The sequence below is a fragment of the Streptomyces sp. NPDC015345 genome (assembly GCF_043078805.1).
Classification (GTDB): Bacteria; Actinomycetota; Actinomycetes; order Streptomycetales; family Streptomycetaceae; genus Streptomyces.
Window position 1 is genome coordinate 650,445 of sequence record NZ_JBIBTX010000004.1, and the last position, 26,663, is coordinate 677,107.

At 71.9% G+C, this 26,663-nt stretch carries 20 protein-coding genes; 12 read left to right on the top strand and 8 right to left on the bottom strand.

Annotated features, from left to right (window positions below; translation table 11 throughout):
• Nucleotides 1-65: 65 nt before the first annotated feature.
• From ACF062_RS20095 to ACF062_RS20105, 3 genes are read left to right on the top strand one after another with little or no spacing between them, the layout of a single operon-like run.
• The gene (locus ACF062_RS20095) at nucleotides 66-1,016 is read left to right on the top strand and encodes an ABC transporter ATP-binding protein (RefSeq protein ID WP_392139870.1); all 951 of its coding nucleotides are present in this window, start codon (nucleotides 66-68) and stop codon (nucleotides 1,014-1,016) included.
• The gene (locus ACF062_RS20100) at nucleotides 1,013-1,987 is read left to right on the top strand and encodes an ABC transporter permease (RefSeq protein ID WP_392139871.1); all 975 of its coding nucleotides are present in this window, start codon (nucleotides 1,013-1,015) and stop codon (nucleotides 1,985-1,987) included. Before ACF062_RS20095 ends, ACF062_RS20100 begins: the two co-directional genes overlap by 4 nt.
• Before the next feature lie 24 nt (nucleotides 1,988-2,011).
• Entirely contained in the window at nucleotides 2,012-2,440 is a 429-nt protein-coding gene (locus ACF062_RS20105; RefSeq protein WP_392139873.1) for a GntR family transcriptional regulator, read from the top strand.
• 18 nt (nucleotides 2,441-2,458) lie between these two features.
• Here the strand turns inward: ACF062_RS20105 and ACF062_RS20110 are convergent, their stop codons facing one another.
• Nucleotides 2,459-3,088, bottom strand: coding sequence for a DUF6629 family protein (locus tag ACF062_RS20110; RefSeq protein ID WP_392139875.1), 630 nt, complete (start codon nucleotides 3,086-3,088; stop codon nucleotides 2,459-2,461).
• 265 nt (nucleotides 3,089-3,353) lie between these two features.
• Between ACF062_RS20110 and ACF062_RS20115 the strand changes: the two genes are divergently transcribed.
• Nucleotides 3,354-4,925 carry an MFS transporter gene (locus ACF062_RS20115; protein WP_392139880.1) on the top strand — a complete coding sequence of 524 codons (1,572 nt, stop codon included), beginning with the start codon at nucleotides 3,354-3,356 and terminating at the stop codon, nucleotides 4,923-4,925.
• Here ACF062_RS20115 and ACF062_RS20120 read toward each other — a convergent pair.
• From ACF062_RS20120 to ACF062_RS20130, 3 genes are all read right to left on the bottom strand, one after another.
• Nucleotides 4,864-5,385 carry a hypothetical protein gene (locus ACF062_RS20120; RefSeq protein WP_392139882.1) on the bottom strand — a complete coding sequence of 174 codons (522 nt, stop codon included), beginning with the start codon at nucleotides 5,383-5,385 and terminating at the stop codon, nucleotides 4,864-4,866. The genes ACF062_RS20115 and ACF062_RS20120 overlap by 62 nt on opposite strands.
• A 154-nt stretch (nucleotides 5,386-5,539) precedes the next feature.
• A complete protein-coding gene (locus ACF062_RS20125; protein ID WP_392139884.1) occupies nucleotides 5,540-7,144 on the bottom strand; it encodes an FG-GAP-like repeat-containing protein in 1,605 nt (534 codons plus the stop codon).
• A 121-nt stretch (nucleotides 7,145-7,265) separates the two neighbouring features.
• On the bottom strand, nucleotides 7,266-8,039 hold the full coding sequence (locus tag ACF062_RS20130; RefSeq protein ID WP_392139885.1) for a polysaccharide deacetylase family protein: 774 nt from the start codon (nucleotides 8,037-8,039) through the stop codon (nucleotides 7,266-7,268).
• Between the two features lie 323 nt (nucleotides 8,040-8,362).
• Between ACF062_RS20130 and ACF062_RS20135 the strand changes: the two genes are divergently transcribed.
• Entirely contained in the window at nucleotides 8,363-8,635 is a 273-nt protein-coding gene (locus ACF062_RS20135) for a hypothetical protein (protein WP_392139887.1), read from the top strand.
• Between the two features lie 178 nt (nucleotides 8,636-8,813).
• Here ACF062_RS20135 and thpR read toward each other — a convergent pair whose 3' ends face one another.
• Complete coding sequence (gene thpR / locus ACF062_RS20140) at nucleotides 8,814-9,437, bottom strand: RNA 2',3'-cyclic phosphodiesterase (RefSeq protein WP_392139889.1); 624 nt, start codon at nucleotides 9,435-9,437, stop codon at nucleotides 8,814-8,816.
• 66 nt (nucleotides 9,438-9,503) lie between these two features.
• A complete protein-coding gene (locus ACF062_RS20145) occupies nucleotides 9,504-10,478 on the bottom strand; it encodes a TIGR03557 family F420-dependent LLM class oxidoreductase (RefSeq protein WP_392139891.1) in 975 nt (324 codons plus the stop codon).
• 219 nt (nucleotides 10,479-10,697) lie between these two features.
• Here ACF062_RS20145 and ACF062_RS20150 point away from each other — a divergent pair, with 219 nt between their 5' ends.
• The 3 genes from ACF062_RS20150 to ACF062_RS20160 all read left to right on the top strand — a co-directional run bounded on the left by ACF062_RS20150 (nucleotide 10,698) and on the right by ACF062_RS20160 (nucleotide 12,721).
• Entirely contained in the window at nucleotides 10,698-11,723 is a 1,026-nt protein-coding gene (locus ACF062_RS20150) for a YncE family protein (RefSeq protein WP_392139893.1), read from the top strand.
• A 153-nt stretch (nucleotides 11,724-11,876) separates the two neighbouring features.
• Nucleotides 11,877-12,392 (top strand): lytic polysaccharide monooxygenase auxiliary activity family 9 protein, encoded by a 516-nt coding sequence (locus ACF062_RS20155; protein ID WP_392139895.1) that lies wholly within the window; start codon nucleotides 11,877-11,879, stop codon nucleotides 12,390-12,392.
• A 119-nt stretch (nucleotides 12,393-12,511) separates the two neighbouring features.
• The gene (locus ACF062_RS20160) at nucleotides 12,512-12,721 is read left to right on the top strand and encodes a hypothetical protein (RefSeq protein WP_223772635.1); all 210 of its coding nucleotides are present in this window, start codon (nucleotides 12,512-12,514) and stop codon (nucleotides 12,719-12,721) included.
• Nucleotides 12,722-12,838: 117 nt separating this feature from the next.
• On the opposite strand, the gene ACF062_RS20165 is transcribed toward ACF062_RS20160, so the two are convergent.
• Nucleotides 12,839-13,303: a DUF2199 domain-containing protein gene (locus tag ACF062_RS20165; protein ID WP_392140253.1), complete on the bottom strand. Its 465-nt coding sequence runs from the start codon at nucleotides 13,301-13,303 to the stop codon at nucleotides 12,839-12,841.
• A gap of 191 nt (nucleotides 13,304-13,494) precedes the next feature.
• Here ACF062_RS20165 and ACF062_RS20170 point away from each other — a divergent pair, with 191 nt between their 5' ends.
• Both ACF062_RS20170 and ACF062_RS20175 read left to right on the top strand, forming a co-directional pair.
• Complete coding sequence (locus tag ACF062_RS20170) at nucleotides 13,495-14,400, top strand: virginiamycin B lyase (RefSeq protein ID WP_392139898.1); 906 nt, start codon at nucleotides 13,495-13,497, stop codon at nucleotides 14,398-14,400.
• Nucleotides 14,401-14,624: 224 nt separating this feature from the next.
• Nucleotides 14,625-15,767 carry an FAD-dependent oxidoreductase gene (locus ACF062_RS20175; RefSeq protein ID WP_392139900.1) on the top strand — a complete coding sequence of 381 codons (1,143 nt, stop codon included), beginning with the start codon at nucleotides 14,625-14,627 and terminating at the stop codon, nucleotides 15,765-15,767.
• A 38-nt stretch (nucleotides 15,768-15,805) separates the two neighbouring features.
• Here ACF062_RS20175 and ACF062_RS20180 read toward each other — a convergent pair whose 3' ends face one another.
• Complete coding sequence (locus tag ACF062_RS20180; protein WP_392140255.1) at nucleotides 15,806-16,213, bottom strand: ATP-binding protein; 408 nt, start codon at nucleotides 16,211-16,213, stop codon at nucleotides 15,806-15,808.
• Nucleotides 16,214-16,389: 176 nt separating this feature from the next.
• Between ACF062_RS20180 and ACF062_RS20185 the strand changes: the two genes are divergently transcribed.
• Together ACF062_RS20185 and ACF062_RS20190 are read left to right on the top strand one after the other, a co-directional pair.
• Complete coding sequence (locus tag ACF062_RS20185) at nucleotides 16,390-24,639, top strand: type I polyketide synthase (protein WP_392139902.1); 8,250 nt, start codon at nucleotides 16,390-16,392, stop codon at nucleotides 24,637-24,639.
• A 495-nt stretch (nucleotides 24,640-25,134) separates the two neighbouring features.
• Nucleotides 25,135-26,613 (top strand): sugar transferase, encoded by a 1,479-nt coding sequence (locus tag ACF062_RS20190; protein ID WP_392139903.1) that lies wholly within the window; start codon nucleotides 25,135-25,137, stop codon nucleotides 26,611-26,613.
• Nucleotides 26,614-26,663 lie beyond the last annotated feature (50 nt).

Sequence of the window (26,663 nt, forward strand, 5' to 3'; positions counted from 1 at the left end):
CTCAGCATGCGCAGAACATCATTCCATTAATTGTTTAATGGAATCGAGAGAGGCGCTTGGTGCACATGACCCCTGCCGACAACACCGAGGCCGGCGACCCCTCGAGCGCCACCGCGCTGGAGGCCCGCGGCCTGGGCAAGCGCTACCGACGCGGCTGGGCGCTGCGCGACTGCTCCTTCCGGCTGCCCGCCGGGCGGATCTGCGGCCTCGTCGGCCCCAACGGCGCTGGAAAGAGCACCCTGTTGGGGTTGGCGACCCGCCTGGTGACCCCGACCGAGGGCGAACTGCGCGTCTTCGGCGTGCCGGTGGAAGACCCGGCCGCGATGCCCCGGTACGCGTTCCTCTCGCAGGACAAGCCGCTGTTCAAGCGGTTCACCGTGGCGGAGACCCTGCGGATGGGCGCCGAGCTCAACCCCGGCTGGGACATGGCCGCGGCGGAGCGGATCGTCCGGGCGGGGCCGGTGCCCATGGACGCCAAGGTCGGCACGCTCTCCGGTGGTCAGCGCACCCGCGTCGCGTTCGCCCTCGCCTTCGGCAAGCGGCCCGATCTCCTGCTGCTCGACGAGCCGATGGCCGACCTCGACCCGCTGGCCCGCGACGAGATGAGTTCCCTGCTGCTGTCCGAGGCCGTCGAGCGCGGCACGACGGTGGTGATGTCCTCCCACGTGCTGGCCGAGCTGGAGGACATGTGCGACTACCTCCTGGTCATCGCGGACGGCCGGCTCCGGATGGCGGGCGACACCGACGAACTGGTCCCGGCTCACGCCCTGGTGACCGGACTCGCGCCCGACGGCAAGCCGCCCGCGGACCTCACCCCGCACACGGTGGTCGAATTCCGGGCCTCCGGACGCCAGTTCCGTGCCCTCCTGCGCCCCCACGGCCCGCTCGCCCCGGACTGGGAGGTCTCCGAGCCCAGCCTGGAGGAAGTCCTGCTCGCCCACCTGCGCTCGCCGGGCACGGAACCGCTGTTCACCCAAGCCGCCCGTATCGAGGCCGAAGGAATCAACGCCGCATGAGCACCACCCTGGCCGACAGGCCGCGCACCGGAAAGCCCGCCAGGAAGCCCGGTCTGCTGCACGGCCTCACCTGGCTCGTCGTACGCCAGCACCGCACCGCCCTGTGGCTGATCGGCGCCGCGACCCTGCTCGGCGCGGCCATGATCCTCTACCGGCGCGGCGAGATGGTCTCGATGCTGGACCGGCTCGGCTGGCCCGGCAAGGACGTCGACCTGCCCAACAACCCCGAGGGATTCCAGTACGTCTCCGAGGCCATCGGCGCCCTGCCCGTCATCCTCGGTGTCTTCCTGGGCGCGCCGCTGATCGCGGGCGACCAGGAGCACGGAACCGCCCAGCTGGTCACCACCCAGTCGGTGCCCCGCCGCCGCTGGCTGGCGGCCAAGCTGATCGGCTGCCTCTCCGTGGTGCTGCTGTCCACGGCGGTGCTCGGCGCGCTGTTCACCTGGTGGTGGGAGCCGTACCGCGAGGCCCTCCCCGCGGAGTGGATGCAGGGCGAGATCTTCGACGCCACGGGTCCGATGCCGGCGGCGTTCTCCCTCTTCCTCACCTCCTGCGGCATCGCGATCGGCATGGTCCTGCGCCGGGCCCTGCCGGCGATGACGGTGACCTTCTTCTTCTCCGTGGCCGTCGAGCTCGCCTGGGGCGAGTTCCGCGACCGGCTGGCCACTCCTCGCCTGTTCACCTACCCGCTGAACGCCGACAGCCCCGCCTTCCTCGACCAGGCGGTCGAGCACGACCGGTGGATCGGCACCGCGGACGGACAGCTCTTCGGCTGGGGCACCTGCGCCGAGCAGACCGAGCGGGCCACCAACGCCTGCATCAAGGAGCACGGCATCGTCAACAACGTCGTGGAGTACTTCGGTTACGACCAGATGCCCGGCATGCAGTGGACCGGCGCGGGCCTGCTGCTCGGCGGCACCGCCGTCGTGGCCGTCTTTATCCTGTGGTGGGCGACGCGGCGGCCGCTCTAGGGCGAGCCGAGGCAGCAGGTACGTATGGTGTCGGCAGGCGAGCAGAGAGTGGGGACAGTGGTCGAATTCCGTATCGACCGGCGCAGCGGCGTGGCCACGTATCTGCAAATCGTGCGGCAGGTCGAACAGGCCCTGCGCATGGGCGCCTTGGTGGAGGGCGACCGGCTGCCCACCGCGGCCCAGGTCGCGGCGGCGACCAAGGTCAACCCGAATACGACGCTCAAGGCGTACCGCGAGCTGGAGCGCGCCGGCCTCGCCGAGGTCCGCCAGGGAGCGGGCACGTTCATCACCCGCTCCCTCGCCAGCCCCCAGGCCGGACCCGACTCACCGCTGCAGACCGCGCTGGCGGAATGGATGCGTCAGGCGCGGTCGGAGGGGCTCACCGGCCAGGACGTGACGGCGCTGTTCGAGGCGGTCCGCGCGGCGACGTTCGAAGCCGCCACCCAGGACTGATCCGGCGCTGCCGAGCCGCTACCGCTTCCGATCCGGCGGACGACGCCTTGCGGCCCAGCGCAGCAGGAGCACCGACGACACGGCGGCGAACGCGCACCACGTGGAGATGTACTCCTGGCGCCACAGTGCCACGCACACCACGGCCCCGGCCGCGACCAGCACGCCGAACAGGACGAGGCCGCGGTCGCCGGACACGAGCAGCGAGCCGATGGTGGCGAGCAGGTAGGCGACGACGATCAGTTCCGGCCGCGGCAGCCCCAGGGCGTATCCGACCGTGTGGCCACGGATGTCGGCCGTCACGGTGCGAGTCGCCAGTGCGTACGAGAGCACCGCCGCCGCCCCGGCCCCCGCGGCGAGCGGAATCAGCAGACGGCGGCGGGCGGCTCGCGGCGCCGCGCACAGCACACCCGCCGGAACCCACAGCGCGAGCAGCGGGAGCGCGATCGCCGCCCAGGCGACGGTGGCGGGCCCCGTGCCGCCGTCGTTGCGCCAGACCGCGGACTCGATGATCTGGTGGGCTCCGAGGAGCAGCGGAAGCGCCGCCAACGGCAGGTCACGGGGTCGCCGGGCCGCGAGGGCCGCACTGACGACCCCCACGGCGGCGATGCCCGTACCCGCCACGAGATCGGCCGTCGCGCTCCAGCACATGGCAGAAACCCTATGGCCGACGCGGCGCAAGGGCGCGCCGGGCGGGCCCGATAAACAATCGACCAAGAAATTGACAGAGGTGCGGCGGTATGCCCCGGAGGCTTTTTGGAGAAGCGTTTCGAATCCGCATGCTCAGAATTGACAAGGGTGCTTGAATATGGCTTCCGCGACTCGCTGAAAGAGGATTTTTGTTCAATTGACAGGGGCGTGACGATTGCCTACGGTCCAGGTCGTCAGTTTTTACCGATCGCTTCCGAAGGTATTCATGACCGCGTCCCTGACGCCGCCGAAGTCCAGGCGGCAGTTGATCCTTGCCGTTCTCATGTTGTGCTCGCTGGTGATCTGGCTGGACAACACCGTCCTGAGTACCACCCTGGAGACCCTCGCGGATCCCGTCCGCGGGCTGAATGCCGATCCGGCCGAACTCCAGTGGGCCACGGGCTCGTACACTCTGGCCTTCGCCACCTTGATGTTCACCGCCGGCGCGCTGGGTGACCGCTTCGGCCATCGGACCGTGCTCGTGACGGGACTGGTCGTCTTCGCCGGGTCCTCGCTGTGGGCGGCGTACGCGGGCGACGCAGGTCAGCTGATCGCCGCTCGAGCCGCGATGGGTCTGGGCAGCGCGCTGATCATGCCCGCCAATTTGGCCATTCTCATGTGGACGTTCAGCGGGCCCGCGCGGACAACCGCGATCGCCGTTTCCTCGACATCCGCCGGTGTCGGAATGGCCGCGGGCCCGGTGCTGGCGGGATTGCTTCTCGACCATTTCTGGTGGGGTTCGGTCTTTCTGGTCAATGTCCCGGTCGTGGCCCTTGCGCTGATCGGTATCGCCATGCTGGTCCCCAATTTCCGCAGCCCCGTCCGGCGGCCGCTGGACCCGGCCGGGATGTTGCTGTCGATCAGCGGCCTCGCGGCCCTGGCCTACGGGCTGATCCGCGCGGGGCAGGTGGCCGCCTGGAGCCACGCGGATGTCTGGGCGCCGATCGCCGCCGGACTGGTCCTGCTGACCGCTTTCGTACTCGTCGAACTCCGGATCAAGTCGCCGAGCTTCGATCCCCGCCTGCTCGCGCAACGCGCATTCGGTGGCGGCAACGCGGCCCTTGGACTGCTCCTCTTCGCCATGGCCGCCATCACCTTCTACAGCGCGTTCTATCTGCAGGGCGCACGCGGCTTCTCGCCGATGGAGGCGGGCCTGGCCACTCTCCCCACCGCCCTCGGCGCGGTCCTGGGGGCGACCCTCGGCGCGCGTCTGGTCCGCCGCTGGTCGCTACGCCCCGTCTGCGTACCCGCCCTCACCGTGGCGGCGCTGAGCATGGGCGCGTACGGGCTGCTCGGACTGCGGACCCCACTCGTCTGGATCGAGATCGTGCTGTTGGTCCAGGGTCTCTCGATCGGCATGGTGATCGGTCCGGTGACGGCAGCGATGATCAGCTCACTGCCGTTGGCGCAGGCAGGGGCCGGGTCGGCCGTCACCAACACCGTGCGACAGACCGGCAGCGTGGTCGGGATCGCGGTGGGCGGCACGATCATGTCGATCGTGTACCGGCGCGCGATCGATCCCTCGCTGAGCGAGGTACCCGGGCCGGTACGGGACCGGGCGCGGGTCTCCGCCGAACAGGCCCGGCATGTCGCCACCGCGACGGACCGGCCCACCCTCGTGCACGCCGCCGATGACGCGTTCGTCCACGCCATGCACGTCGGCGCGGTCTGGGTCATGCTCGTCGCACTCGTCGGAGCGGCGGTGCTCGTGACGGCCCTTCGCCCCACCGGAAAGCCTACGGAAGCCGCGCAGGAGCCGACCATGAGCGAGTCCGGCGCCGGTAGTAATGCACTGTGACCGCGCCCAGCAGCGGACCCCACAACAGCAACGGCGCGTACGCGATGTTGAGCAACCAGATGCCCCAGGTGGTGGCTTCGATGTCCGCGTTCAGCGACGTGAGGACGAACAGCGCGCCGAAGACACTTGTGGCCAGCGCGCCGAGTCCCGCCACGCCGGTCCCCAGCCAGACCGGAACCCGACGCCCGCGCAGACAGGGGACCCAACGCGGCCACCTCTCGCCCCAGTTCTGCACCAGCCCGAGCGTGAGGAACGCGAGGGCCTCGGAGACCAGGCTGAGGGCGACGAGGGCCAACGATCCCAGGCCAGGAGCCCCCATTTGATCGTATTCGGATTGCGCCAGCCCGACCGGGACACCTACGGCGATGGCCACCCGCCAAAGCGCCGACGGCACGTTGGTCAACGCGGCGCCCGCCGCGGCGAGTCGGGCCCAGCGCGGCACATCGGGCAGTACCTTCATTCTCGTTCTCGGCATGTGAGCCACGCTCGTCGAAGGGGCGCCGACACACATCGGCCTGCGGGCCCATGCCACCTCACATGTCTCACCCGTGAGGCGCAGCCACCCGTACGACCGGGCCTCCGACGCGAGGCCGGTGGCGCGGCGGCTGCTCGGCTCAGGTCAGTCTCACGTGGTCTCCCCACCAGTTGCCCGGTGGCCGCTGCCAGGAGGTGTGGGGTCCGGCGAGTCTGCCGTCGGCGGTACCGGAGAGGGTGAGCAGCGTGGCCGCCCCGTCCGCCGTGCCCTTGAACAGCGCGATGTCCCGCCGCCCGTCCGTGTCGTAGTCGCCGGAGACGAGGTGGCTGTGGGAGAACGTCCAGGTGCCGGGCGGGGCGCTCCAGGGCACGGTGGGTGTCTGGAAACCGCCGTCGGGGGTGGTCGCGAAGCGGAACAGGGAGACCGACCCGTCGTCGTACCCGTACATCGCGACCAACTCGTCGCTGCCATTGCCGTCGTAGTCCCCGGCGGTCAGCTTCGTGTGGCTGCCCCACCAGTTGCCCGGTGGCCGCTGCCAGGACTTGAGCGGTGCGCCGAGGCCGCCGTCCGCCGTGCCGGTGAGGGTGAGCAGTTCGGCGGCGCCGTCCGCGGTGCCTTTGAACAGGACGACGTCCTGGCGCCCGTCCGCGTCGAAGTCGCCCGTGGCGAGCCGGCTCTGGGCGAAGTTCCAGGTGCCGGCCGGCGCCTTCCAGGGGGTCGAGGGGACCTGGAAGGCGCCCTCGGCGGTGGTGCGGAAGCGGAACAGGGCGGCGCTGCCGTCGTCGTAGCCGTACAGGGCCATGACCTCGTCGCGGCCGTCACCGTCGTAGTCGCCCGCGGTCAGTTGCACGGCGGCGCCCCACCAGTTGCCGGGCGGTCGTTCCCACGACTTGAACGGGGCGGCGTACCCGCCGCCGGCGGTGCCGAGCATCGTCAACAGCGCGATGGATGCGTCGGCTTGGCCGCGCAGCAGTGCCACGTCGCGGCGGCCGTCTCCGTTGAAGTCCCCGGCGGTGACATGGCTCAGGGCGGAGTTCCAGGTGTCGGCGGGGGAGTGCCAGGCCACGTCGGGGGTCTCGAACCCGCCCGCGCTGTTCGCGGGGAAGCGGAACAGCGAGGCCGCCGAGTTGTCGTACCCGTACAGGGCGAAGAGGTCGTCGCGCCGGATGTCGTTGCCGGTGCGGGCCGGCCGTTGCTGGAAGGCGATCCCTTTCTGGTTCGCGCACGTCGACAGCACGATGGGGGCGCCCCGGCGCTCGGAGGAGTTCTCCACTTCCAGGCAGCGTGTCGGCGTGGTCGCCATGGAGAGGATCCACGCGAACTCCGCACGGCTGTCGAGCACGAAGTCGACCCCCGGCGAGCCGGCGCAGCCCCACTGCTCGACACGCGGAGCCGATGTGCCGCCCGGGGGTGCGTCCGTGCGTACCGCCAGGCATTTGCCGCTGTGCGCGTTCACGATGTTGACCGCGTCGGAGGAGGCGGCCGAGGGGCGGAGCAGCCACCGTGCGCCGGGCTGGCCGTCACAGTCCCACTGCCGGATCCTCGCCCCGTCGGCGCTGGAGGAGTTCTCCACCTCCATGCACCTGCCGCTGTGGACGTTGAGGAGGTTGACCGGTGTCTCGGCCCCCGAAGCCGCGGCCGTCGCGGTCCTCGGCGCTGCCAGCAGGGCGGCCATGACGGACAGAGCGGTGACGAGGAACCACGCGAGCGGCCATCGGCGTGTACGGACACTCCCACTTCGCATGCGGACCACCTCTGGGCGTCGGACGAACCGGGCCGGATCCTCGCAGCCCGTCCTGACGGGCTGCTGATACGTGCCGGGGATCCGGCCGAGCAGAGGGGGGAGCGACGATCAGGTACGGAGCTCAGCGCACCGGGAAGCCGAAGGTGTGGCCCTGCTCCTTGAGCCGGGGGAGGAGCCGGCGCAGGGCCTCGACGGTCTGCGTACGGTCACCGCCCGCGTCGTGGAAGAGGAGCGTCGGCCCGTTGGGCAGCTCCCGCTCGACGGTGGCGACGATGGCGTCCGTACCCGGACGCTCGAAGTCCTTGGTGTCCACGTTCCAGCCCAGCGGGCGCATGCCACGGGACGCGGCGAGCTTGCGGCTGTACGGGGTGAACGCCCCGCCGGGCGCCCGGTAGTACATCGGCCGCACGCCCCCGGACGCCTTGGTGATCATGCGCTCGGCGTCGAGTATCTGCCGTGACTGGTAGGCCCGGGAGTCCTTGTCCATGGCGGTGTCGTGCGACACCGTGTGGTCGCACAGCCGGTGCCCGGCCGCGACCACCTTCTTCACCAGGTCCGGGTGGGCCTGCGCCTGTGTCCCCACCATGCAGAACGTGGCCTTCACGTCGTACTCCCGCAGCACGTCGAGCACTTGAGGGGTCCATACCGGGTCGGGGCCGTCGTCGATGGTGAGGTTGATGCCGCGCGTCCCCTTCTCCGAGGCGTGCGCGATGGTCGCCGCGACCCGCTTGACGTCACTGCCGGGCGCGGCCGGTGCACTCGCCTTCGGTGACGAATCGTCCGTGACACCGGCCTGCGCGGTCCACACCGAGGCACCGGTGGCGAGCACCGTCACCCCGAGCGCCGCGCCGATCATCTTGCCGTACCAGCTCCGCCCGCCACCGTGCCGTGCCATGTCCGCCCCTCTCACGCAAATTCCTCGCCGATCCCCGGTCGCCCTGCGACCACCTGGCAGGACGAGGCGCGCGGGCCAGGGGATGCGTCCGTTACCGTTCGCGGACAAATCCGGGATGGTTCGCGGACAACTGGCGGCGTTGATTCCCGGAGGTACGTGTGTTCTGCCTCTGGAGCGGGGTCTGCGGGGTCTGCGGGGTCTGCGGGGTCTGCGGGGTCTGCGGGGTTCGTGGGGCCAAGCCGTGCAGCTGGCCCCGTTGCCGGAGCACCGGCCGGCAGGGCAGGCCCGGGCGCGCTGTCAGTGGCGGCTGCGAGGCTGGACGGATGGAGCGTGATGATGAGCAACTGCTGCGCCGCCGGGTCTACGGCGCCGACCACGACCACCCGGGCCCGCGGCCGGACCGGCGCTACGTCGAGTTGGTCGGCGGACCGCTGGACGGCCTGCTCCTCGATATAACCGGCTGGACGGAGGCCGAAGTCGACACCGGCGTGGCGCTCCCCACCGAGCTGGGCCAGTTCGGCCCCGGCGGCCGGGTGATGTACGACCCGCGCCCCGGCGATCCGTCCCGCTTCGACTGGACCGGCGACACACCTTGACCACGGGCCCCCGGCCGACGCGCCACGACCACGACTCGGTCGTGTTCCTGACAGGCGTCGGCATTGCCGGCCCGGGGCCCGGTGGACGAGCCGCAGTGTGTGGAGCAGGGCGCGGTGGCCATGCCCGCTCGTGCGGCGCCGTCTGACCTCGCTGTTCATCCGCCCCGCGGATCGCCGGTCACAGATCGGGGGAGGCAGCGCCCTGGCCGGCGGAACGGCCGGAGCCGCCGCCGAACTCCCAGGCGTCGACATCGCGGTAGCGGATCGGTGCCGGACCGCGGCCGAAGTTGCTGGCGACCAGATGCAGACGTTCGGCCCGCCATGGGCGGCCGGCGAACCCGGCGAGGCCTTCGGCCGCCCGCACGGCGCACGACGGGGTGTCCCGCCGTGCCCGCGCCAGCGTCAGATGCGGGCGCAGCTCCCGCTCCACGAACCGGACCCCGCACTCCTTCACCACGGCACGCACGTCGGCGGCCAGCAGGCGCAACCCTTCGAGGTCCCCGTCGATCCCGCTCCACAGCACACGCCCGTCGAAGTGCCCGGCACCGCTCAGTGACAGGGTGAGCGGACGGCGCGCCGCCGCGAGGCCCGCGAGCGGCGGGCACAGCAACGGCACGACCGCCCTCGGGACCTCGCCGAGGAACGCCAGGGTGATGTGCCAGTCCTCGATACGGTTCCACCGCATCCGCGGATGGTCGTCCCACGCGGGCCCGAGCTCCCGCGCCAGTTCCTGCTTCGCCTCGTCCGGTGGGGCCAGGGCGATGAACACACGAACGGTCGCGGGCTGAATCTTCTCGTTCACGAAGGACTTCGTACCGCATCCACGTGACGCGCCGCCCGGCGCCCCCTGACCCGCCGGGCTTCAGCGCTATGTGCCGTTCGCCTTCAGCTGCCGCATGGGCCCGTCGAGCGCGCGCTGGTAGAAGTCGATGAAGCCCTCAGGATCGGGCCCCGCGTTCTGCATGACCAGCCTGTCGAAGCCCGCGTCGACGAACTTCTGCGCCACTTCCAGATACCGGGCGGGGTCCGTGCCGCAGGCGAACTTCTCCAGGATGTCCTCCTCCCGCACCGTCGTGGTCGCGGCGTCGAAGTTGACCGGATTGGGCAACTCGCTCATGACCTTCCAGCCGGTCACCGCCCACCGGGACGTGTCCAGGGCCGCCCTCGCCGCGGTGTGCTCATCGGCCGCCCAGGCCATCGGCACCTCCGCGTAGCGCGGGCCGCTGCCACCGGCCTCACGGTAGTCCCGGACGATCTCCGGCTTGTCCTCCGTGGCGAACAGCCCGTCGCCCAGCTCCGCGGCGATCCGCGTGGACGCCTTGCCGCTGGCGGCCACCGCGATCAGCGGCAGCTCCTCGGGCAGGTCGAACACCCGAGCGTCCTCCAGCCGCAGGTGCTTGCCCTCGTACGACCGGTAGCCCCCGCTCCACAGCAGCCGGATGATCTCCAGGGCCTCCCTGAACATCTCGTGCCGGATACGCACCGAGTCCGGGAAGCCCTGCCCGACCACGTGCTCGTTCAGCCGCTCGCCCGAACCGACACCCAGCACGAACCGGCCCTCCGACAACAGGGCGAGGGTCGCGGCCGCCTGGGCGATGATCGCCGGGTGGTAGCGCACGGTCGGGCACGTCACGCCGGTCGCCAGCCCGATCCGGGAGGTCTTGGCCGCGATGCTGCCCAGCACCGTCCACGCGAAGGGCGAATGTCCCTGGTTGTCGAGCCAGGGGTGATAGTGGTCGCTGATCTCGACGAAGTCGAAGCCCGCCTCCTCGGCGAGCACCGCCTGCCTCACCAGCTCCGCCGGACCGAACGCCTCGGCGGCCAGCTTGTAACCGATCTCCACGCTGCTCCTCGTCTCCTCACACCGGCGCCGTCGTCATCCGCACAGGGGTACCCACCGACGCCGGGGCACAACGCGACGCCTGTCGACGCCGGCCCCGCCCTCCCTATTCTTTTCACCCGGCCCGCTCCACCGCACCCCGAGGCGAGGGGCATGGCGGAGCCCCGGGCTGTCACGGCCAGCTGTCGAGAAACCGACCGGGTGAAAAGAAGGTGTGGGACTGTGGCGACGCGTCGAACGGTGCTCAAAGCGGCAGGTGCGGGACCCCTGGCAGGCGGCCTGACCGCGCCCTCCGCGGACGCGTCACGGGCGGCGGAGGCCGACGTCCTGGTCGTGGTGGAGAAGAGCGGCCACGCGGTCGGCTTCTACGACATCACGTCGGGGCAGCGCCTGCGGACCGTCCCCCTGCCCGACCACCCGCACGAGATGGTCGTCGACTCGCGCCGACGGTTCGCCTATGTGGGGCATTACGGCGTGCGCATGTCCTCCACCATCGGCGAGGGCGGCGCCGCGGTGTTCGTCATCGACCTGGCCGAGCGCTCCCTGGCCCGCACCATCGACGTCCGGCCGTTCAACCGCATCCACGGCATGGGCATCGACCGACACGACCGGCTGTACGCCCTGAGCGAGGAGAAGGCGGTGCTGCTCGGTTTCGACGACCCGGCCACCGACGTGGCACCGACCCGGGCGGTGCCCACGAACGGAGTGAAGACCCATCTGTTCACACTCAGCCGCGACGGCGAACGCGCCTACGTCACCGGCCTCCTGTCACACACGGTCAGCCTCGTGCGCCCCCACGACGCCTCCGTGCCGCCGCTGCTCGCGACCCCTGGCCAACTGCCCGAGAGCAGTTGCCTGAGCCGGGACGAGAAGACCCTGTTCGTCGGAGCCCGCAAGAGTTCCTCACTGGTGGCCCTCGACGCCCGCACCCTGAAAGTCCGGCGGCGCCACGACGTCGGCGGAGACCCCCTGCGCGTCTACACCCTCGACGACGAGCGGCTGCTGGTGACGGACATCGCCGCCAACACCCTCACCGTATGGAGCACCGACCTGCGCCGGATCCGCTCCCTGGAACTCGACGGAACCCCGGCCGCCGTCTCACTGCACCCGACCAGTTCCGTGGCCTACGTATCTCTGCTGGGCGCCAATCGGATCGCCGTCGTCGACCTGGAGCGGCTCGCCGTCGTCGGGGGCTTCAAGACAGGGCTGGAGCCCGACTCCTCCGTGCTCCTGCCGGGCACGCCGTGAGGGCGGTTGTGCCACCCCCGGCCGCGGTGGCGGACGTGGCCGGAATGCAATCTTGACCGTGGCATGCCGAAGTCTATGGTCTGGACTAATCGCCCCACGAGAGCACTTCACGCCGCACGCCCCCACGTAGCACCGCTCGTGAAGGAGTCACGCATGGACAAGAAGCGGAAGATGGCCGCGGCGATCGGTGCCGCAATGGCACCGGTCCTCGCCCTCACCCTGCCGACCGGTTCGGCCAGCGCACACGGGTACGTCAACGCTCCCGCGAGCCGTCAGGCGCAGTGTGCCGCGCGCACGGTGCCCTGCGGTGACATCAAGTACGAACCGCAGAGCGTCGAGGGGCCCAAGGGGCTGCGCAGTTGCAGCGGCGGCAACGCCCGGTTCGCGGAACTGGACAATGACGCCAAGGGCTGGAAGGTCAGCGACGTCAGCAGGACGCAGACCTTCACCTGGACGTTCACCGCCCGGCACCGCACCGCGAACTACGAGTACTTCGTCGACGGCACCAAGGTCGCCACCATCGACGGCGGCAACCAGCAGCCACCGGCGACCGTCTCGCACCAGGTCAACCTCGGCGGTTTCACCGGCAGGCACAAGGTCCTCGCGGTGTGGAACATCGGCGACACGTCCAACGCCTTCTACGCGTGCATCGACGTCAACATCCGCTGAAACCGGGCTCGACACCCCGCCGCATCGAGGCACGCCCGGGCACGGAACGGGCGCCCTTTCCGGTCGGCGAATCCGCGCGGCGGAACATCGGATGGGGCGGGCCGGGGTAGATGGGTGCCATGGCCGATGTCGTGGACTCAGACGAACTGCTGCGGCGCATTCAGCGCGCGAAAGCCTATGCGGGGGAGGAGGAGCGGGAGTGGCGGAAGCGGGGCGAAAGCCTGCGGGCGACCGATCCGGAGGCGGCGCGTGAGGCGAACGTACGGGTCATCGCCTACGAGGCAGTCCTCACGGTGCTGGACGAGATCCTCGCCCCAGGACGTCATTGACGCCGCCGAGGCCGACTCCGTCCGCAGGGCCTGCTGTCCACCTCGCCGGGCCTCTGCCGGCCGACGGCTCAGGCCGGCAGGTGCGGCCGCGGTCGGCGATGCGGGGGTCGCCCGCCATCACCACCGCTGACCACCGCCTGCGTGGAGTACGGCCGCCGCGATGTCGCGCACGCGGTCGAGAGTGATCCCCGTGCGCTGTTCGACGGCGAGGGGATGGTCGGTGGGCTCAAGCTCGACGTAGGGGCGTTCACCGACCGGGCGGGTGTGGACATGCGTCTTCAGGTTGAGGGTCGTGGGCGAGTAGACCGGCAGGTCGGTGGTGAGCCAGCCGAAGTACGGCTGCTCCGCCTCGCGGCCGGGCCTGTCCCACAGATCCGCGGCTCGGGCGAAGTTCTCACGGCTGAGCGAGACCCATACACCCCAGGAAAACACCTCGCCGCTGTCGACGACCGGTATCTCGATCAGCCCCTTGACGAAGTAGTGCTGCCCGTGGACCACGCACTGGTCCGATGAGAGCAGGCAGTCACCGGCGCCGACGAAGGCCGGATCCCACACGGCCGGGGCCTCGGCCGTGTGGTTCATCGGCAGTTCAAGGTGCTCGGCCCCGCAGCACGTGCAGGTGAATCCGGGATCACTGGTCATGGCGCTGGAGCCTAGCGACAGGCGCCGGAACCACCTCGGGCGGGGAAGCTCCCCACGTCTACCTCTGACTGCGCGCGGCTGCGAAGCTGGGGCGGTGATCTTCGAGAGCCCGATCCTTGAAAGGAACCGCCGTGCCTGACAGTTGTGCCCCGCGTGTCAGTGAGGTCCGGATCGCCGAGGAAGGGGCGGGCCCGTACGGCATCGCTGCCGGTGCCGACGGCGCCCTGTGGCTCACCCTCAACGGCAGCGGTGAGATCGCGCGCCTCACGGTGGAGGGGGAGTTCACCCGGTACGACCTGGGCGCGCCGGAGTGCGGCCCGTCCGTCATCACCGCCGGGCCCGACGGCGCGCTCTGGTTCTCCCGTCTGAAGGACCACCACATCGGCCGCGTCACCGTCGACGGGAAGGCCGAGGCGTACCCCGTGCCGACGCCCGGGAGCGGGCCCTACGGCATCGCCGCCGGGCCGGACGGTGCCCTGTGGTTCACGGAGTTGAACAGTGACCGCATCGGTCGTATCGGCGTGGACGGCGAGACCACCGAGTTCGGACTGCCGGTCGAGGGCGGGTTCCCCTCGATGATCACGGCGGGCCCCGACGGCGCGCTGTGGTTCACCCTCAATCAGGCCAACGCGGTCGGCCGCATAGGTGTCGACGGCACCGTGAACCTGCATCCGCTGCCCATCGAAGGCGCCGGGCCGGTGGGCATCGCCTGTGACGGCGAGGCCCTGTGGTTCGTCGAGATCATGGCCGGACAGATCGGCAGGATCTCCGTGGACGGCCGGATCGAGGAGTTCCCGCTCCCCGACCGCACCGCCAAGCCGCACGCAATCGTCGCGGCGGCGACCGGGGACTGCTGGTTCACCGAATGGGGTGCCAACCGCGTCGGCCGCATCACGGCGACGGCATCCGGGGCGTACGAGATCAGCGAGTACGACCTGCCCTCACCCGCGTCCGAACCGCACGGCATCACAGTGGGCCCGGACGGCGCGCTCTGGACGGCCCTGGAAACGGGCGCGGTCGCCCGCATCACCCCCTAAAAAAGCGGCGCCGCCGGCGTGGGGCGGCTGTCGGTGGTCGTGGGGGGGCGTCGGTGATCTGTCGGTGATTTGTCGATGCGTGCCGGGACATTGGAGTCCGCGGTCGCGCCGGGCCCCCAGGGCGCCGGCCGCCGGCTCGCATCGCACGACCACTGGAACGACGCTCCCGGCGTGACCTGCCGGGTGCCCGTCCAGCGGTTCACGTCCAGGAAGGAACCCCCCTCATGACCACTGACGTCACGATCGTCGGCGCCGGACTCGGCGGCCTCACGCTCGCCCGCGTACTGCACCTCCACGGCATACCGGTCACGGTCTACGAGGCGGAGGCGTCCCCGGTCGCGCGCTCGCAGGGCGGGATGCTCGACATCCACGACTACAACGGACAACTCGCCATCGAGGCAGCGGACTTGATGGACGAGTTCCGTGGGCTCATCCTTGAGGGCCGCCAGGCGATGCGGGTCCTCGACCCGGACGGGACCGTCCTGTTCGACAAGGCCGACGACGGCACGGGCGGACGCCCCGAGGTGCAACGCGGCGAGCTGCGGCGGCTCCTGCTCGACTCGGTCCCGGCCGGCACCGTCCGGTGGGGGCACAAGGTCAGCGGCGCCCGCACCCTCGGCGAGGGACGCCATGAAGTGACGTTCGCCGACGGCCGCGCCGTCGTCACCGGCCTGCTGGTCGGCGCGGACGGCGCCTGGTCACGGGTCCGGCCGCTGCTCTCCGCCGCCACGCCCGAGTACACCGGCAGGTCGATCGTGGAGACTTACCTGTTCGAGGCCGACACCCGGCACCCGGCCACCGCGAAAGCGGTCGGCGGCGGGTCGATGATGGCACTCACGCCGCGCAGGGAGATCTTCGCCCACCGGGAGGCGGGCGACACGCTGCACGCCTATGTCGGGCTGGCCGAGGCGCAGGACTGGTTCGCCGCCATCGACTTCGCCGACGGCCCCGCCGCGGCCGCGCGGATCGCGAAGGAGTTCGCCGGCTGGGCACCGGAACTCACCGCGCTGATCACCGACGGCGACACCGCCCCGGTCCTGCGGCCCCTCTACGCGCTGCCGACCGGACACCGGTGGGACCGCGTGCCGGGGGTGACCCTGCTCGGCGACGCCGCCCACCTCGCGCCTCCGAACGGCGAAGGCGCCAACCTGGCCATGCTCGACGGAGCCGACCTCGGCCGGGCTCTGGCGACGTACCCCCACGACATCGAGGCCGCCCTCGGCGAGTTCGAGCAGGCCATGTTCGGCCGCGGCGCCGAGGCTCCCCTCCTGGAAGGCGCCGACGCCCACGTGGCCGCCACCGGCTCCGGCAACGATCCGGTCCACGACCTGATCACCACCTTCACCCGGCACGAGCCTTCCCGGTAGGCCCGGGGCCCGGCGGGGCCGTCGGCACGTAGCGCCTGTCACGTGGGGGGCCGGAAGCAGGCGATGACGGCCTTGCCCTTGGCGCAGGGCCTGACCTGCCAGTCGTCGGCCACCGCGTCGACCAGCATCAGGCCGCGCCCGCCCAGGGCGTCGCCCGCGGGATCGCGCGGCTGCGGCAGGCCGGGGGCCGGGTCGTGCACGGTCACGTGCAGACATTCGTGATCCCAGGTGAGGACGAGCTGCGCGTCGGCGCGGGTGTGCACATGGGCGTTGGTGACCAGTTCCGACACGGTCAGCAGGACGGCGTCCACCATGTCGGGCGCCGTCTGCGACCAGTGCAGCGACCGCAGATGCTCACGGGTCCAGTCACGAGCGGCCTTCACACCGCTGCTCACCGGCAGCGATCGCGCCCAGCCCACGGCGGTGAGCGAGACTTGCTCCTCCATCATCCCTCCTTCGTCCTCGTGGCGTTCGTCTTCGTCGCGGTACCTGTCCCTGTGCCCCGCAGAGCGGCAGGCACGCCGGGCGGAAGCGGACAGGAGGGAGGCCCGGTTGATACTGGACGTGCTGCGCGCCGCTCCGCCGCCCTCAACGAGGCGTAGAGAGAGAAGAGTTCGATCCAGTGAGTACAGGCGAGGACGTCATCAGGCCGATCGCGGAGATCCTTCGGGACCATGCCGCGCGCCGCGGGGAGAAGGTCGCCTTCGAGGACCGCCGAGCGCGCAGGACCTACCGGGACCTGGAGCGGCGGACCGGACGGCTGGCCGGCCACCTGGCCGGGCTCGGACTGGCGCGGGGCGACCGGGCCGCCGTCCTGCTCGGCAACCGCGTCGAGGCGGTCGAGAGCCTGCTGGCCGTGACCCGGGCGAGCGGAGTGGGCGTACCGCTGGACGCGGGCGTCCCGGAGGCGGAACTCGACCGCCTGCTGGAGGACTGCGGTGCGCGGGTGCTCGTCACCGACGAGGCGCGGCTGAACCGGCAGCCGGGGCTGCTGTCCCGCCCCGGACTCACCCTGGTGGTCGCCGGGGGCGGCGGTGAGGAGAGCGGTGACGGGAGGCCCGCCGTCGGGGATCCGGTCGTGCCGACGCACCCGTCCGGTGCGCCGGACGGCGTCGTGCGGTACGAGGACCTGGCGGGCACGGAGGCGGTCACGCCCGCCCGGGACGATCTGGGGCTGGACGAGGTGGCGTGGACGCTGTACACCTCCGGCTCCTCGGGCACCCCCAAGGGCGTGCTGTCCACGCAGCGCAACCGCCTGGCGCCGGTCGAGACGGGCCTCGTCGGCGTGCTCGGCCTGTCGGCGCGGGACCGGCTGCTGTGGCCGCTGCCGCTGCACCACGCCATGAGTCAGGTCGTCTGCGTCCTCGGGGTGACGGTGACCGGGGCGAGCGCCATGCTGCTGCCCCGGTTCTCGGTACGGGACGTCCTCGCCGAGCTGCGCCGCGAGGACGCTCCGTGCACACTCCTCGGCGGGGTACCGACCACGTACTCGGCCCTGCTCGACGAGGTGCGGGGCACCGGCCACGGGGTGCCGGCCATGGACGGCGAGCGCGACGCCGAGGGGCTCGGCGCGCCCGCGCTGCGCGGCTGCATCAGCGGGGGCGCCTCCGCGGGGCCCGAGTTCCGCGGCTCCTTCGAGGCGATCTGCCGCGTCCCCTACCTGGAGCACTACGGCAGCACCGAGGCAGGACCGGTCACCATGACGGCGCCCGGCGAGACGTCGGCGGGAAAGTCCTGCGGCCGCGCGCTGCCCGGCACCCGGCTCCGGGTCGGCGGCGGCGCGGACGGACAGGACGTCGGCGAGGGCGAGTTGTGGGTGCACGGGCCCGGTGTCATGACCGGCTACCACGGTGCGCCGGAGGCCACCGCGGAGGTGCTGCGCGACGGCTGGTTCCGTACCGGCGACCTGGCGAGGATCGAGCCGTCCGGCGAACTCGTGATCACCGGCCGGGCGAGCGACCTGATCATCCGGGGTGGCACGAACGTCCATCCCTCGGAGGTGGAGGCGGTGCTGCGGCGGCTGCCCGGGGTGGCGGACGCCGCCGTGCGGGGACGCCCGCACCCCGTCCTCGGCGAGGTGCCGGTCGGTTACCTGGTACCCGGGGCCGACGGCGGCGCCCTGGACAGAGGCGCCCTGCTCGCCGCGTGTCGCGCGGAACTGTCCGCCCACAAGGTGCCCGCTGAGCTGTACGAGGTGGACCACATCCCCCGTACCGCCTCCGGGAAGGTCCAGCGGTACGCCCTGAACGACCTGAACGCGCGTGCGTTGGGTGCCGGGACGGCGACCGGACCCACGGATGACCTGCTGGCCCTGGTGCGCAGCGAGACGGCGGCGCTGGTCGGCTGCTCGGTGGCGGAGGTCGAACCCGAGACCGCCCTGCGGGACCTGGGCATGGACTCGCTGACGGCGACGGCGCTCCGGGAGCGCTTGTCGGCGGCCACCGGGCTTCCCCTCTCCGAGGCCGTCGCCTTCGACTTCCCCACGGCCGCGGCGCTGGCCGCCCACCTCCGCTCGCGCGGCGCCGCCGGCCGGCCCGCCACCGCCACCGGCGCCGCGCACGCGGGCACGGACCGGCCGGACGACGACCCCGTGGTGATCGTGGGCATGGCCTGCCGCTACCCCGGAGGCGTCACCTCCCCCGAGGAGCTGTGGGAGCTGGTGGCCGAAGGGCGGGACGCCATCGGCCCGTTCCCCGCCGACCGCGGCTGGGACACGGAGGCGTTGTACGACCCCGACCCCGGGCGCCCAGGGCGGACGTACGCGCGTGAGGGCGGCTTCCTCTCCGGCGTGGACCGCTTCGACCCCGGCTTCTTCGGCATATCGCCCCGCGAGGCCGTGGCCATGGACCCGCAGCACCGGCTGCTCCTCGAAGTGGCCTGGGAAGCCTTCGAACACGCCGGTCTCGTACCCCGCACCCTGCGCGGCACGCCGACCGGTGTGTACGTCGGGATGATGTACAGCGACTACGCGAACCGTCTCGCCGAGACGCCCGAACAGATGGAGGGCTACCTCAGCCTGGGCAACGCGGGCAGCGTCGCCTCCGGCCGCATCGCCTACACCTTCGGTCTCGAGGGGCCGGCCCTCACGGTGGACACGGCCTGTTCGTCGTCCCTGGTGGCCCTGCACCTGGCGGCCCAGGCGCTGGACCGAGGGGAGTGCTCGTACGCGCTGGCCGGCGGGGTCACGGTGATGTCCGGACCGTCGTCGTTCGTGGAGTTCAGCCGGCAGCGGGCGCTGGCTCCGGACGGCCGCTGCAAGGCTTTCGGCGCCTCGGCGGACGGCACCGGCTGGGCCGAGGGCGCCGGCATGCTGCTGCTGACCCGGCTGTCCGAGGCGCGCCGCGCGGGGCTCCCGGTCCTGGCGGTGGTGCGCGGTTCGGCGGTCAACCAGGACGGGGCGAGCAACGGACTGACGGCACCCCACGGACCGGCGCAGCGGCGAGTGATCCGGCAGGCCCTCGCACAGGCGCGGCTGACGCCCGAGGACATCGACGCGGTGGAGGCGCACGGCACCGGCACCCGGCTCGGTGACGTCATCGAGGCGGAGGCGTTCCTGGCGACGTACGGGCGCGAACCGCGGAAGCGTCCGCTCTGGCTGGGCTCGGTGAAGTCGAACATCGGTCACACCCAGGCCGCCGCGGGAGTGGCCGGAGTGATCAAGACGGTGCAGGCGATGGCGCACGACCTGCTGCCGCGCACGCTGCACGCCGACGTACCGACCGACCGGGTCGACTGGTCATCGGGGCGGGTGACGCTCCTGTCCCGGCCGGTACCGTGGCCGAGGACGGACCGCCCGCGCCGGGCCGGAGTGTCCTCGTTCGGCATCAGCGGCACCAACGCCCATGTCGTGATCGAGGAAGCGCCGACGGACGCGGGTGACGACACCTTGTCGCCGGTCCCCGTGGCGGGTGGCCGTCGGGGAGCCGGGGCCGGGTGCGGCCGGTCCGACGAAGACGGCGGCGGCGTGGTGGCGGCGGCGTCCATCGCCGTGCCGGTGCCGGTGTCGGCGAGGAGCGCGTCCGAGCTGCGGGCCCAGGCACGACGGCTGCACACGCGGGTGGCCGCCGACCCGCATGCGACCCCTCTGGACATCGGATACGCGCTCGCCACCACCCGGACCGCCTTCGAGCACCGGGCCGTGAGCGTGGTCCGCGACCGCGCCCAACTGCTCACCTCCCTCCAGGGAGTGGCCGAGGGGGCGAGCCCACCCGGAACATGGACGGGCACGTCCCGCAGTCGGGGCCCGCTGGCCTTCGTCTTCACCGGCCAGGGGAGTCAACGTCCGGGAATGGGGAGGGAGTTGTACGCGTCGCCGGACCTGTACCCGGGCTTCGCCCGCTCCTTCGACGAGACGTGCTCCCTGCTCGATCCTTGGCTGCCGGTGCCCCTGCGGGACGTCGTGTTCGCCGATCCCGGCACGGAGACAGGCGCGCTCCTCGCGACGGCCCGGTTCGCGCAGCCCGCTCTCTTCGCCCTGGAGACGGCCCTGTTCCGGCAGTTGGGGGAGTGGGGTGTGCGCCCGGACCTGGTGGCCGGGCACTCGCTCGGCGAGGTGACCGCGGCGCACGTCGCGGGAGTGCTGTCCATCGAGGACGCCTGCGCGCTGGTGGCGGCCCGTGGCCGGCTCATGGACGCGCTGCCTCCGGGCGGTGCGATGGCCTCCCTGGACGCGACCGCGGAGGACGTGGCGCGCCACCTCACCGAGACGCCGGGCCGGACCGTGGAGATCGCCGCCGTCAACGGCCCCTCCTCGGTCGTCGTCTCCGGGGACGAGGCGGCGGTGGCGCGGACCGTCGCGGACTTCCGGGAGCGGGGCCGGTCCGCGACACACCTGCGGGTGAGCCATGCCTTCCACTCCGCGAGGATGGAGCCCATGCTGGCCGACTTCGCGGCGGCGGTACGCGGTCTGACCTTCGCCGCGCCACAACTCCCCCTGGTCACGGCCGTGTCGGGGCGAGTGGCCACCGAGGAAGAACTGCGCTCACCGGATTTCTGGGTGGACCACGTCCGCCGCCCGGTCCTCTTCGCCGATACGGTGACCCACCTGCAAGGCCGTGGCGCGGCACACTTCGTGGAGGTGGGCCCGGACGGGGTGCTGTCCGGCCTGGTACGGGACTGCCTTGCCGGGCCGGTGCCGTTGATCCTGCCGACACTGCGCAAAGCGCGGCCGGAAGCGGACGCGCTCACCGAGACCGTGGCGGCCCTGCACAGCCATGGGGTGCCCGTCGACTGGGAAGCCGTCTTCGCCGGGCACGACCCTCGGCGCGTCCCCCTGCCCACCTACGCCTTCGAGCGCCGCCGGTACTGGCTCGACGCCGCCTCTCCACGACACCGGACCGCGCCCGCGCCTGTGCTCGCGCCTGCGCCCGCGTACGGCGAACCGGCCCATCCGTTCCTGACCCACCGGACAGCGACGGCCGACGGCGGGCTGCTGCTGGGCGGGCCGCTCTCGGTCCACGACCACCCCTGGCTGGCCGACCATACGGTGGCCGGGGCGGTACTGCTGCCGGGGACGGCCTTCGTGGAGATGGCCCTGCATGCCGGTGCGTCGGTCGGCGCGCCCTGCCTTGGCGAACTGACCCTGACGACACCGCTGTTGCTGCCTCCGGATGAAATGGTCGACCTTCGGGTGACGGTGTCGGGCCCGGACGCCGCGGGCCGCCGAACCGTCCTCTTCCACGGTCGGCCGGCCGCGCGGGCGGATGGTCACCACCCCTGGTGCCTGCACGCCTCCGGGACGCTCGTACCGGAGCGGAAACCGGAGCAACAGCCGAAGGTCGCCGTCGCGGTCCGTACCGGTTCCTGGCCGCCTTCGGGCGCCATCCCGCTGTACGCCGACGGCACGGCCGGCGATCCGTACGAGCTCTTGGCCGAGGCCGGGCTGGACTACGGCCCCTCCTTCCGCGGTCTGCGGGGCGCCTGGCGGCACGGAGAGGAGCTGTACGCCGAAGTCGCGCTGCCCGAGACCGCGCAGGCCCTGCTCACGCCGGACCGTGGCTCGGACTTCCTCCTCCACCCCGCGCTGCTCGACGCGGCCCTGCACGTCCTCGCCCTCGACGGCCGCTCGCCGGACCGTGCCGGGGCGGGCGAGACCCACGGTGAGGGGGTGCGCCTGCCGTTCGCCTTCGAAGGAGTGACGCTGTGCGCCGCCGCCGCAGTCGGGCAGCGGCTGCGGGTGCGGATCTCGCCGGGCGCGAACGGCCGGGCCCTGGTGGAACTGTCGGACGCGGGAGGGGAGTTGGTCACGGCGGTGCGCTCGCTCGCGCTGCGGCCGCTCCCGCAGGCCGGGCTGAGCGCGGCGGAACCGGATGCCGGGCTGCTCCACCGGATGGTCTGGGTGCCCTCGCCCCAGCCGCCCGCCCCCGGGGCGGCGCCCTCCTGGGGCGTACTGGGGCGGGCCGGCACACCGCTGGTCGATGTCCTGGCTCCCCGGGGCTCCGGCATCCCGGTCCTCCGCGACCCGGCATCGGCGGGCGACGTGCCGCCGGCCGTCGTCGTCGCCCCGTGTCCGTCATCTGCCCCGTGTCCATCACCTGCAAGGACACGACTGGGCGCACAGGACCCGGCGCGGATGCTGGAGACGACGAGCCGCGCTCTGCGGCTCATTCAGGACTGGCTCGCCGAGCCACGGCTTGCCGACTCCCACCTCGTCCTCGTCACTTCCGGCGCTGTCTCCCCGCTCGGCCCTGACGCCGACACCAAGAACTGGGCGCCGGCCCACGCCGCGGTGTGGGGTCTGGTCCGCTCGGCCCTGCGTGAGCACCCGGGCCGGCTGGCCCTGCTCGACGTGGACGATCACCCCGACTCCTGGCAGCTCGTCCCCACCCTCCTGGCCGCACCGGCGCCGGAAACAGCTGTGCGGAACGGGCAAGCATACGTACCCGAGCTCGTCCGCCTGGACGGTCGCGAGGAACCGCGGCGGCGACTCGACCCCGAGGGCACCGTACTGATCACCGGCGGCACCGGTTCGCTCGGCATGCTGGTCGCCCGGCACCTGGTCACCGACCATGGCGTACGGCATCTGCTCCTCGCGGGCCGACGCGGACCGCACGCCCCGGGAGCGGAGGCGCTGGTCGCCGAACTCACCGCGGCAGGCGCTGAAGTGAGCGTACGGGCCTGCGACCTCACGGACCGGGAACAGCTCGCCGCCCTGCTCGACTCCGTTCCGGCGGCCCATCCGCTGACCGGAGTCGTCCACAGCGCGGCGGTGCTGGACGACGGCATCGTCTCCACGCTCACCCCCGACCGCCTGGAACGCGTACTGAGGCCCAAGGCGGGCACGGCCCTCGCGCTGCACGAACTGACCCAGGGGCACGACCTGGCGATGTTCGCCCTCTTCTCCTCCGTGGCGGGCGTCTTCGGCTCCCCGGGGCAGGCCAACTACGCATCGGCCAACCACGTCCTGGACGCCCTCGCGAGGCACCGGAGAGGACGCGGCCTGCCGGGCACCGCCATCGCCTGGGGGCCATGGCAGCAGAGCGACGGCATGACGGCGCACCTCACCGAAGTGGACCTGCGCAGGATGGCCCGCTCCGGATTCGTCCCGCTCACCCCGGAGGAGGGCCTGGCCCTCTTCGACGCCGCCGTGGCCGGTGACGACGCCGAAGTGGTCGCGGCCCGCATCACCCCGGCCGCCTTCAGCGACGCCCCGCCGGACGCGGGTGGTCACCGGACTCCCGTACCCGGCGCCGTGGAAGCGCGGGGCGGCAGTGAGACCGGTATCGCCGAGCGATGGAAGGCCGCTTCCCCGGTCGAGCGGACCGACCTGCTGCTCACCGAAGTGCGGTCACAGGCGGCCGCCGTCCTCGGCCACCCGGAGGGAGCGAGCGCGATCGAAGCGAGCGACCGGTTGGCGGACCTGGGACTCGACTCCCTGGCCGCGGTGGAGCTGCGTAACCAGCTCTCGGCATCGACGGGGCTCACACTCCCGTCCACATTGCTGTTCGACTTCCCGACGGCACAGGCGGTGGCCGTCGAGCTGGCGGAGCGGTACGCACGGGACGGCGTCCCGGACAGTTCACCCGGCGTCCCGGTACAGGCCGCGGGTGTACCGGACAGCGAGGGCGCGCCGGATTCGCTGAGCGCACTCTTTCGCGGCGCCTGTCTCCGGGGCCGCGTCTGGGACAGCATGGCGCTGCTCACCATCGCGGCGCGCCTGCGGCCGGTCTTCGACGTCACCGGGGCAGGCCGTGCGGCACTCGAACCCGTCACCCTCACATCGGGCGGCGCGGGCGCCCCGCTGATCTGCTTCCCGTCCCTCAGCGCGCTCTCCGGACCTCACGAGTACGGTCAACTCGCCGCCGCCCTACGGGAGTTGCGCCCGGCATCGGCGGTGCGGAACCCCGGCTTCGCGCCCGGCGAGGACCTGCCGGCCACGCTGGACGCGCTGGTCACCGCCCACGTCGCCACGGTCCGCGCCGTCGTCGGGCAGGCACCGCCGGTGCTGCTCGGCCGGTCAGCCGGTGGCTGGGTGGCCCAGGCCGTGGCCGAGCGGCTGGCGGCCGAGGGCACCGCCCCGGCCGCCGTCGTGCTGGTGGACACCTATCCGCACGATGCGGACGCCGCCGGACAGTCGTTCTCGGCGATGACGTCGGACATGCTGCGACGAGCCGCGAGGTCGTCCGCGGCCGACCCCGACCGGCTCACCGCCATGGCCGGCTACTTCGAACTCTTCGCCGACTGGAAACCCGCGCGGCTCGCCGCCCCCACCCTGTACCTACGGGCCCGGGACCCGCTGCCCGGCGCGGAACCCGCCCCGCCCTGGAGCCTTGCGCACGCCGAAGTCACCGTGCCTGGCGACCACTTCACCGTCCTGGAGGAACACGCCCGAACGACGGCACTCGCCGCCCACGACTGGCTCGCCGGGCTCTGAGGCGCCGCTCTGTCGGCCAGCATGGCCTGAACCGGTCGAAACACCAGGAAGGCAGGCTCGGCCGGCAGGGCCGGGTATGCCTCGGGCCTGCCGGTTCCGGCAGGCCGGAGAACCCTCGTCAGCGCAGGTCACGCGCGTGTCTTCGGCGTCGAGACATCCGTGGAAGGCCCTGGTCGTTCGGTTCGCCTTCAAAGTTTGAGCACAAGTTGCACACATCCCCTCTTCAGGCGGGCCCCGATGGTCTAGATTGACCGTGCTTCGCATGCGGACACCAGGCGACAAACCCGTGCACATCGGGAGCCTGGCGGTACATGCGAGTCCGCCGCCGCCAGGGCGGGTTGCTCGACCAGCGCTGAAACAGCAGGAATGTCATGCCCGGGAGGCGGGGGCCTCCCGAGGGGGAAGAACAGCGCGGCGCGGGGGGCTGGGGAGCCTCCCGGGGAGAGAAAACAGTGTGGGGCGAAGACGTCGAACCACTGGCGACCTGGGGGTTCTGTGGAGCAGGGGGAATTAGTCAGCCCTTTTCCGTCGGCGCACGGGCATCTGACGGACGAGGTGATCAGTCGGCCCGCGACCGACTGGGAGCAGCGGTACCGCCGTACCGTGATCACCAGCGATACCGTGGCCACCGCCTGCGTGGTGGCGGCGATCGGCATCTTCTTCGGGGCCAGGGACGCGGCCAACTGGCATGAGAAGTGGGGCATTCTCGCGTTCGGAACCGAATTGCTGGTGCTGGGAGCGCTCGCGGTGAGCCGGGCGTGGGCTCCGGCCGTGCTCGGCCAGGGGGCCGAGGAATTCCGCCGGCTCGGACGCTCGCTGTTCGCGGCGGTCGTCGTACTGGCGCTCGGCGGGATCGCCCTCACCTCGCGCAACATCAAACTCTGGATCTTTGTCGCGATACCCGCGATCGCGCTGACCACCATGATCGCTCGGTATCTGCTGCGCCTGCGGCTGCACCGGCAGCGGAAGGACGGACGGTGCCTGCGACCGGTTCTCGCCGCCGGAAGCCCGGCCACCGTGCGCGACCTCATCGCCCGGGCCCGCAAGTTGCCGCACCTCGGCTGGCGGGTGGACGCGGTGTGCACGGCGGACGGCCACGGGCTCGACGGTGACCAACTGGACGGAGTCCCGGTCGTCGGCCGGCTGACGGACGTCGCGGGCCACGTCCGCCGCGACGGCTACCGGGTCGTCGCCATCACACCGGACCCGCACTGGTCACCGGACCGGCTCCAGCGGCTGGCCTGGAACCTCGAGGGCAGCGACGCCGAGATGGTCGTGGCCCCCGTGCTGATGGAGGTGGCCGGCCCGCGGCTGCACGTCGACGCGGTGCTCGGGATCCCGCTGCTGCGGGTCAGCATGCCGACCTTCACCGGGGGCCGCCGGGCGGTCAAAGGGATCGTCGACCGGATGGCCGCCGCGATCCTGCTGATCCTGTTCGCGCCGCTCATGGTGCTCGTCGGGCTGCTCGTCCTGGTGGACAGCCGGGGCGGGCCGTTCTACCGCCAGCGCAGAGTCGGCAAGGACGGCCGCGAGTTCACCATCCTCAAGTTCCGCACCATGGTCGCCGGGGCCCACGAGGCGCGTGCCGCGCTGGCCGATCGCAACGAAGGCGCGGGCCTGCTGTTCAAGCTCCGCCGGGACCCGCGGGTGACCAGGGTGGGGGCGGTGCTGCGCCGGTACTCGATCGACGAGCTCCCGCAGCTCTTCAACGTACTCACCGGCTCGATGTCGCTCGTCGGCCCGCGGCCTCCCCTGCCGGAGGAGTCCGCCGCGTACGGACCGGACATCCGGCGGCGGTTGCTCGTCAAGCCCGGCCTCACCGGCCTGTGGCAGATCAGCGGACGCAGCGACCTGCCGTGGGAGGAGGCGGTCCGGCTCGACCTGCGCTATGTGGAGGACTGGTCGCTCGCCCTCGACACGGTGATCTTGTGGAAGACGCTGCGTGCGGTGATCCACGGGCACGGAGCCTACTGATGCGCGGGGGGCGTCGTCCGATCGGCGCACGGACGGCAGGCCGCAAGGGC

Coding starts and splice junctions, on each gene's coding strand:
- ACF062_RS20095 (WP_392139870.1), top strand. CDS start 66: ATGACCCCTGCCGACAACACCGAGGCCGGCGACCCCTCGAGCGCCACC.
- ACF062_RS20100 (WP_392139871.1), top strand. CDS start 1,013: ATGAGCACCACCCTGGCCGACAGGCCGCGCACCGGAAAGCCCGCCAGG.
- ACF062_RS20105 (WP_392139873.1), top strand. CDS start 2,012: ATGGTGTCGGCAGGCGAGCAGAGAGTGGGGACAGTGGTCGAATTCCGT.
- ACF062_RS20110 (WP_392139875.1), bottom strand. CDS start 3,088: ATGTGCTGGAGCGCGACGGCCGATCTCGTGGCGGGTACGGGCATCGCC.
- ACF062_RS20115 (WP_392139880.1), top strand. CDS start 3,354: ATGACCGCGTCCCTGACGCCGCCGAAGTCCAGGCGGCAGTTGATCCTT.
- ACF062_RS20120 (WP_392139882.1), bottom strand. CDS start 5,385: ATGAAGGTACTGCCCGATGTGCCGCGCTGGGCCCGACTCGCCGCGGCG.
- ACF062_RS20125 (WP_392139884.1), bottom strand. CDS start 7,144: ATGCGAAGTGGGAGTGTCCGTACACGCCGATGGCCGCTCGCGTGGTTC.
- ACF062_RS20130 (WP_392139885.1), bottom strand. CDS start 8,039: ATGGCACGGCACGGTGGCGGGCGGAGCTGGTACGGCAAGATGATCGGC.
- ACF062_RS20135 (WP_392139887.1), top strand. CDS start 8,363: ATGGAGCGTGATGATGAGCAACTGCTGCGCCGCCGGGTCTACGGCGCC.
- ACF062_RS20155 (WP_392139895.1), top strand. CDS start 11,877: ATGGACAAGAAGCGGAAGATGGCCGCGGCGATCGGTGCCGCAATGGCA.
- ACF062_RS20160 (WP_223772635.1), top strand. CDS start 12,512: ATGGCCGATGTCGTGGACTCAGACGAACTGCTGCGGCGCATTCAGCGC.
- ACF062_RS20165 (WP_392140253.1), bottom strand. CDS start 13,303: ATGAACCACACGGCCGAGGCCCCGGCCGTGTGGGATCCGGCCTTCGTC.
- ACF062_RS20175 (WP_392139900.1), top strand. CDS start 14,625: ATGACCACTGACGTCACGATCGTCGGCGCCGGACTCGGCGGCCTCACG.
- ACF062_RS20180 (WP_392140255.1), bottom strand. CDS start 16,213: ATGGAGGAGCAAGTCTCGCTCACCGCCGTGGGCTGGGCGCGATCGCTG.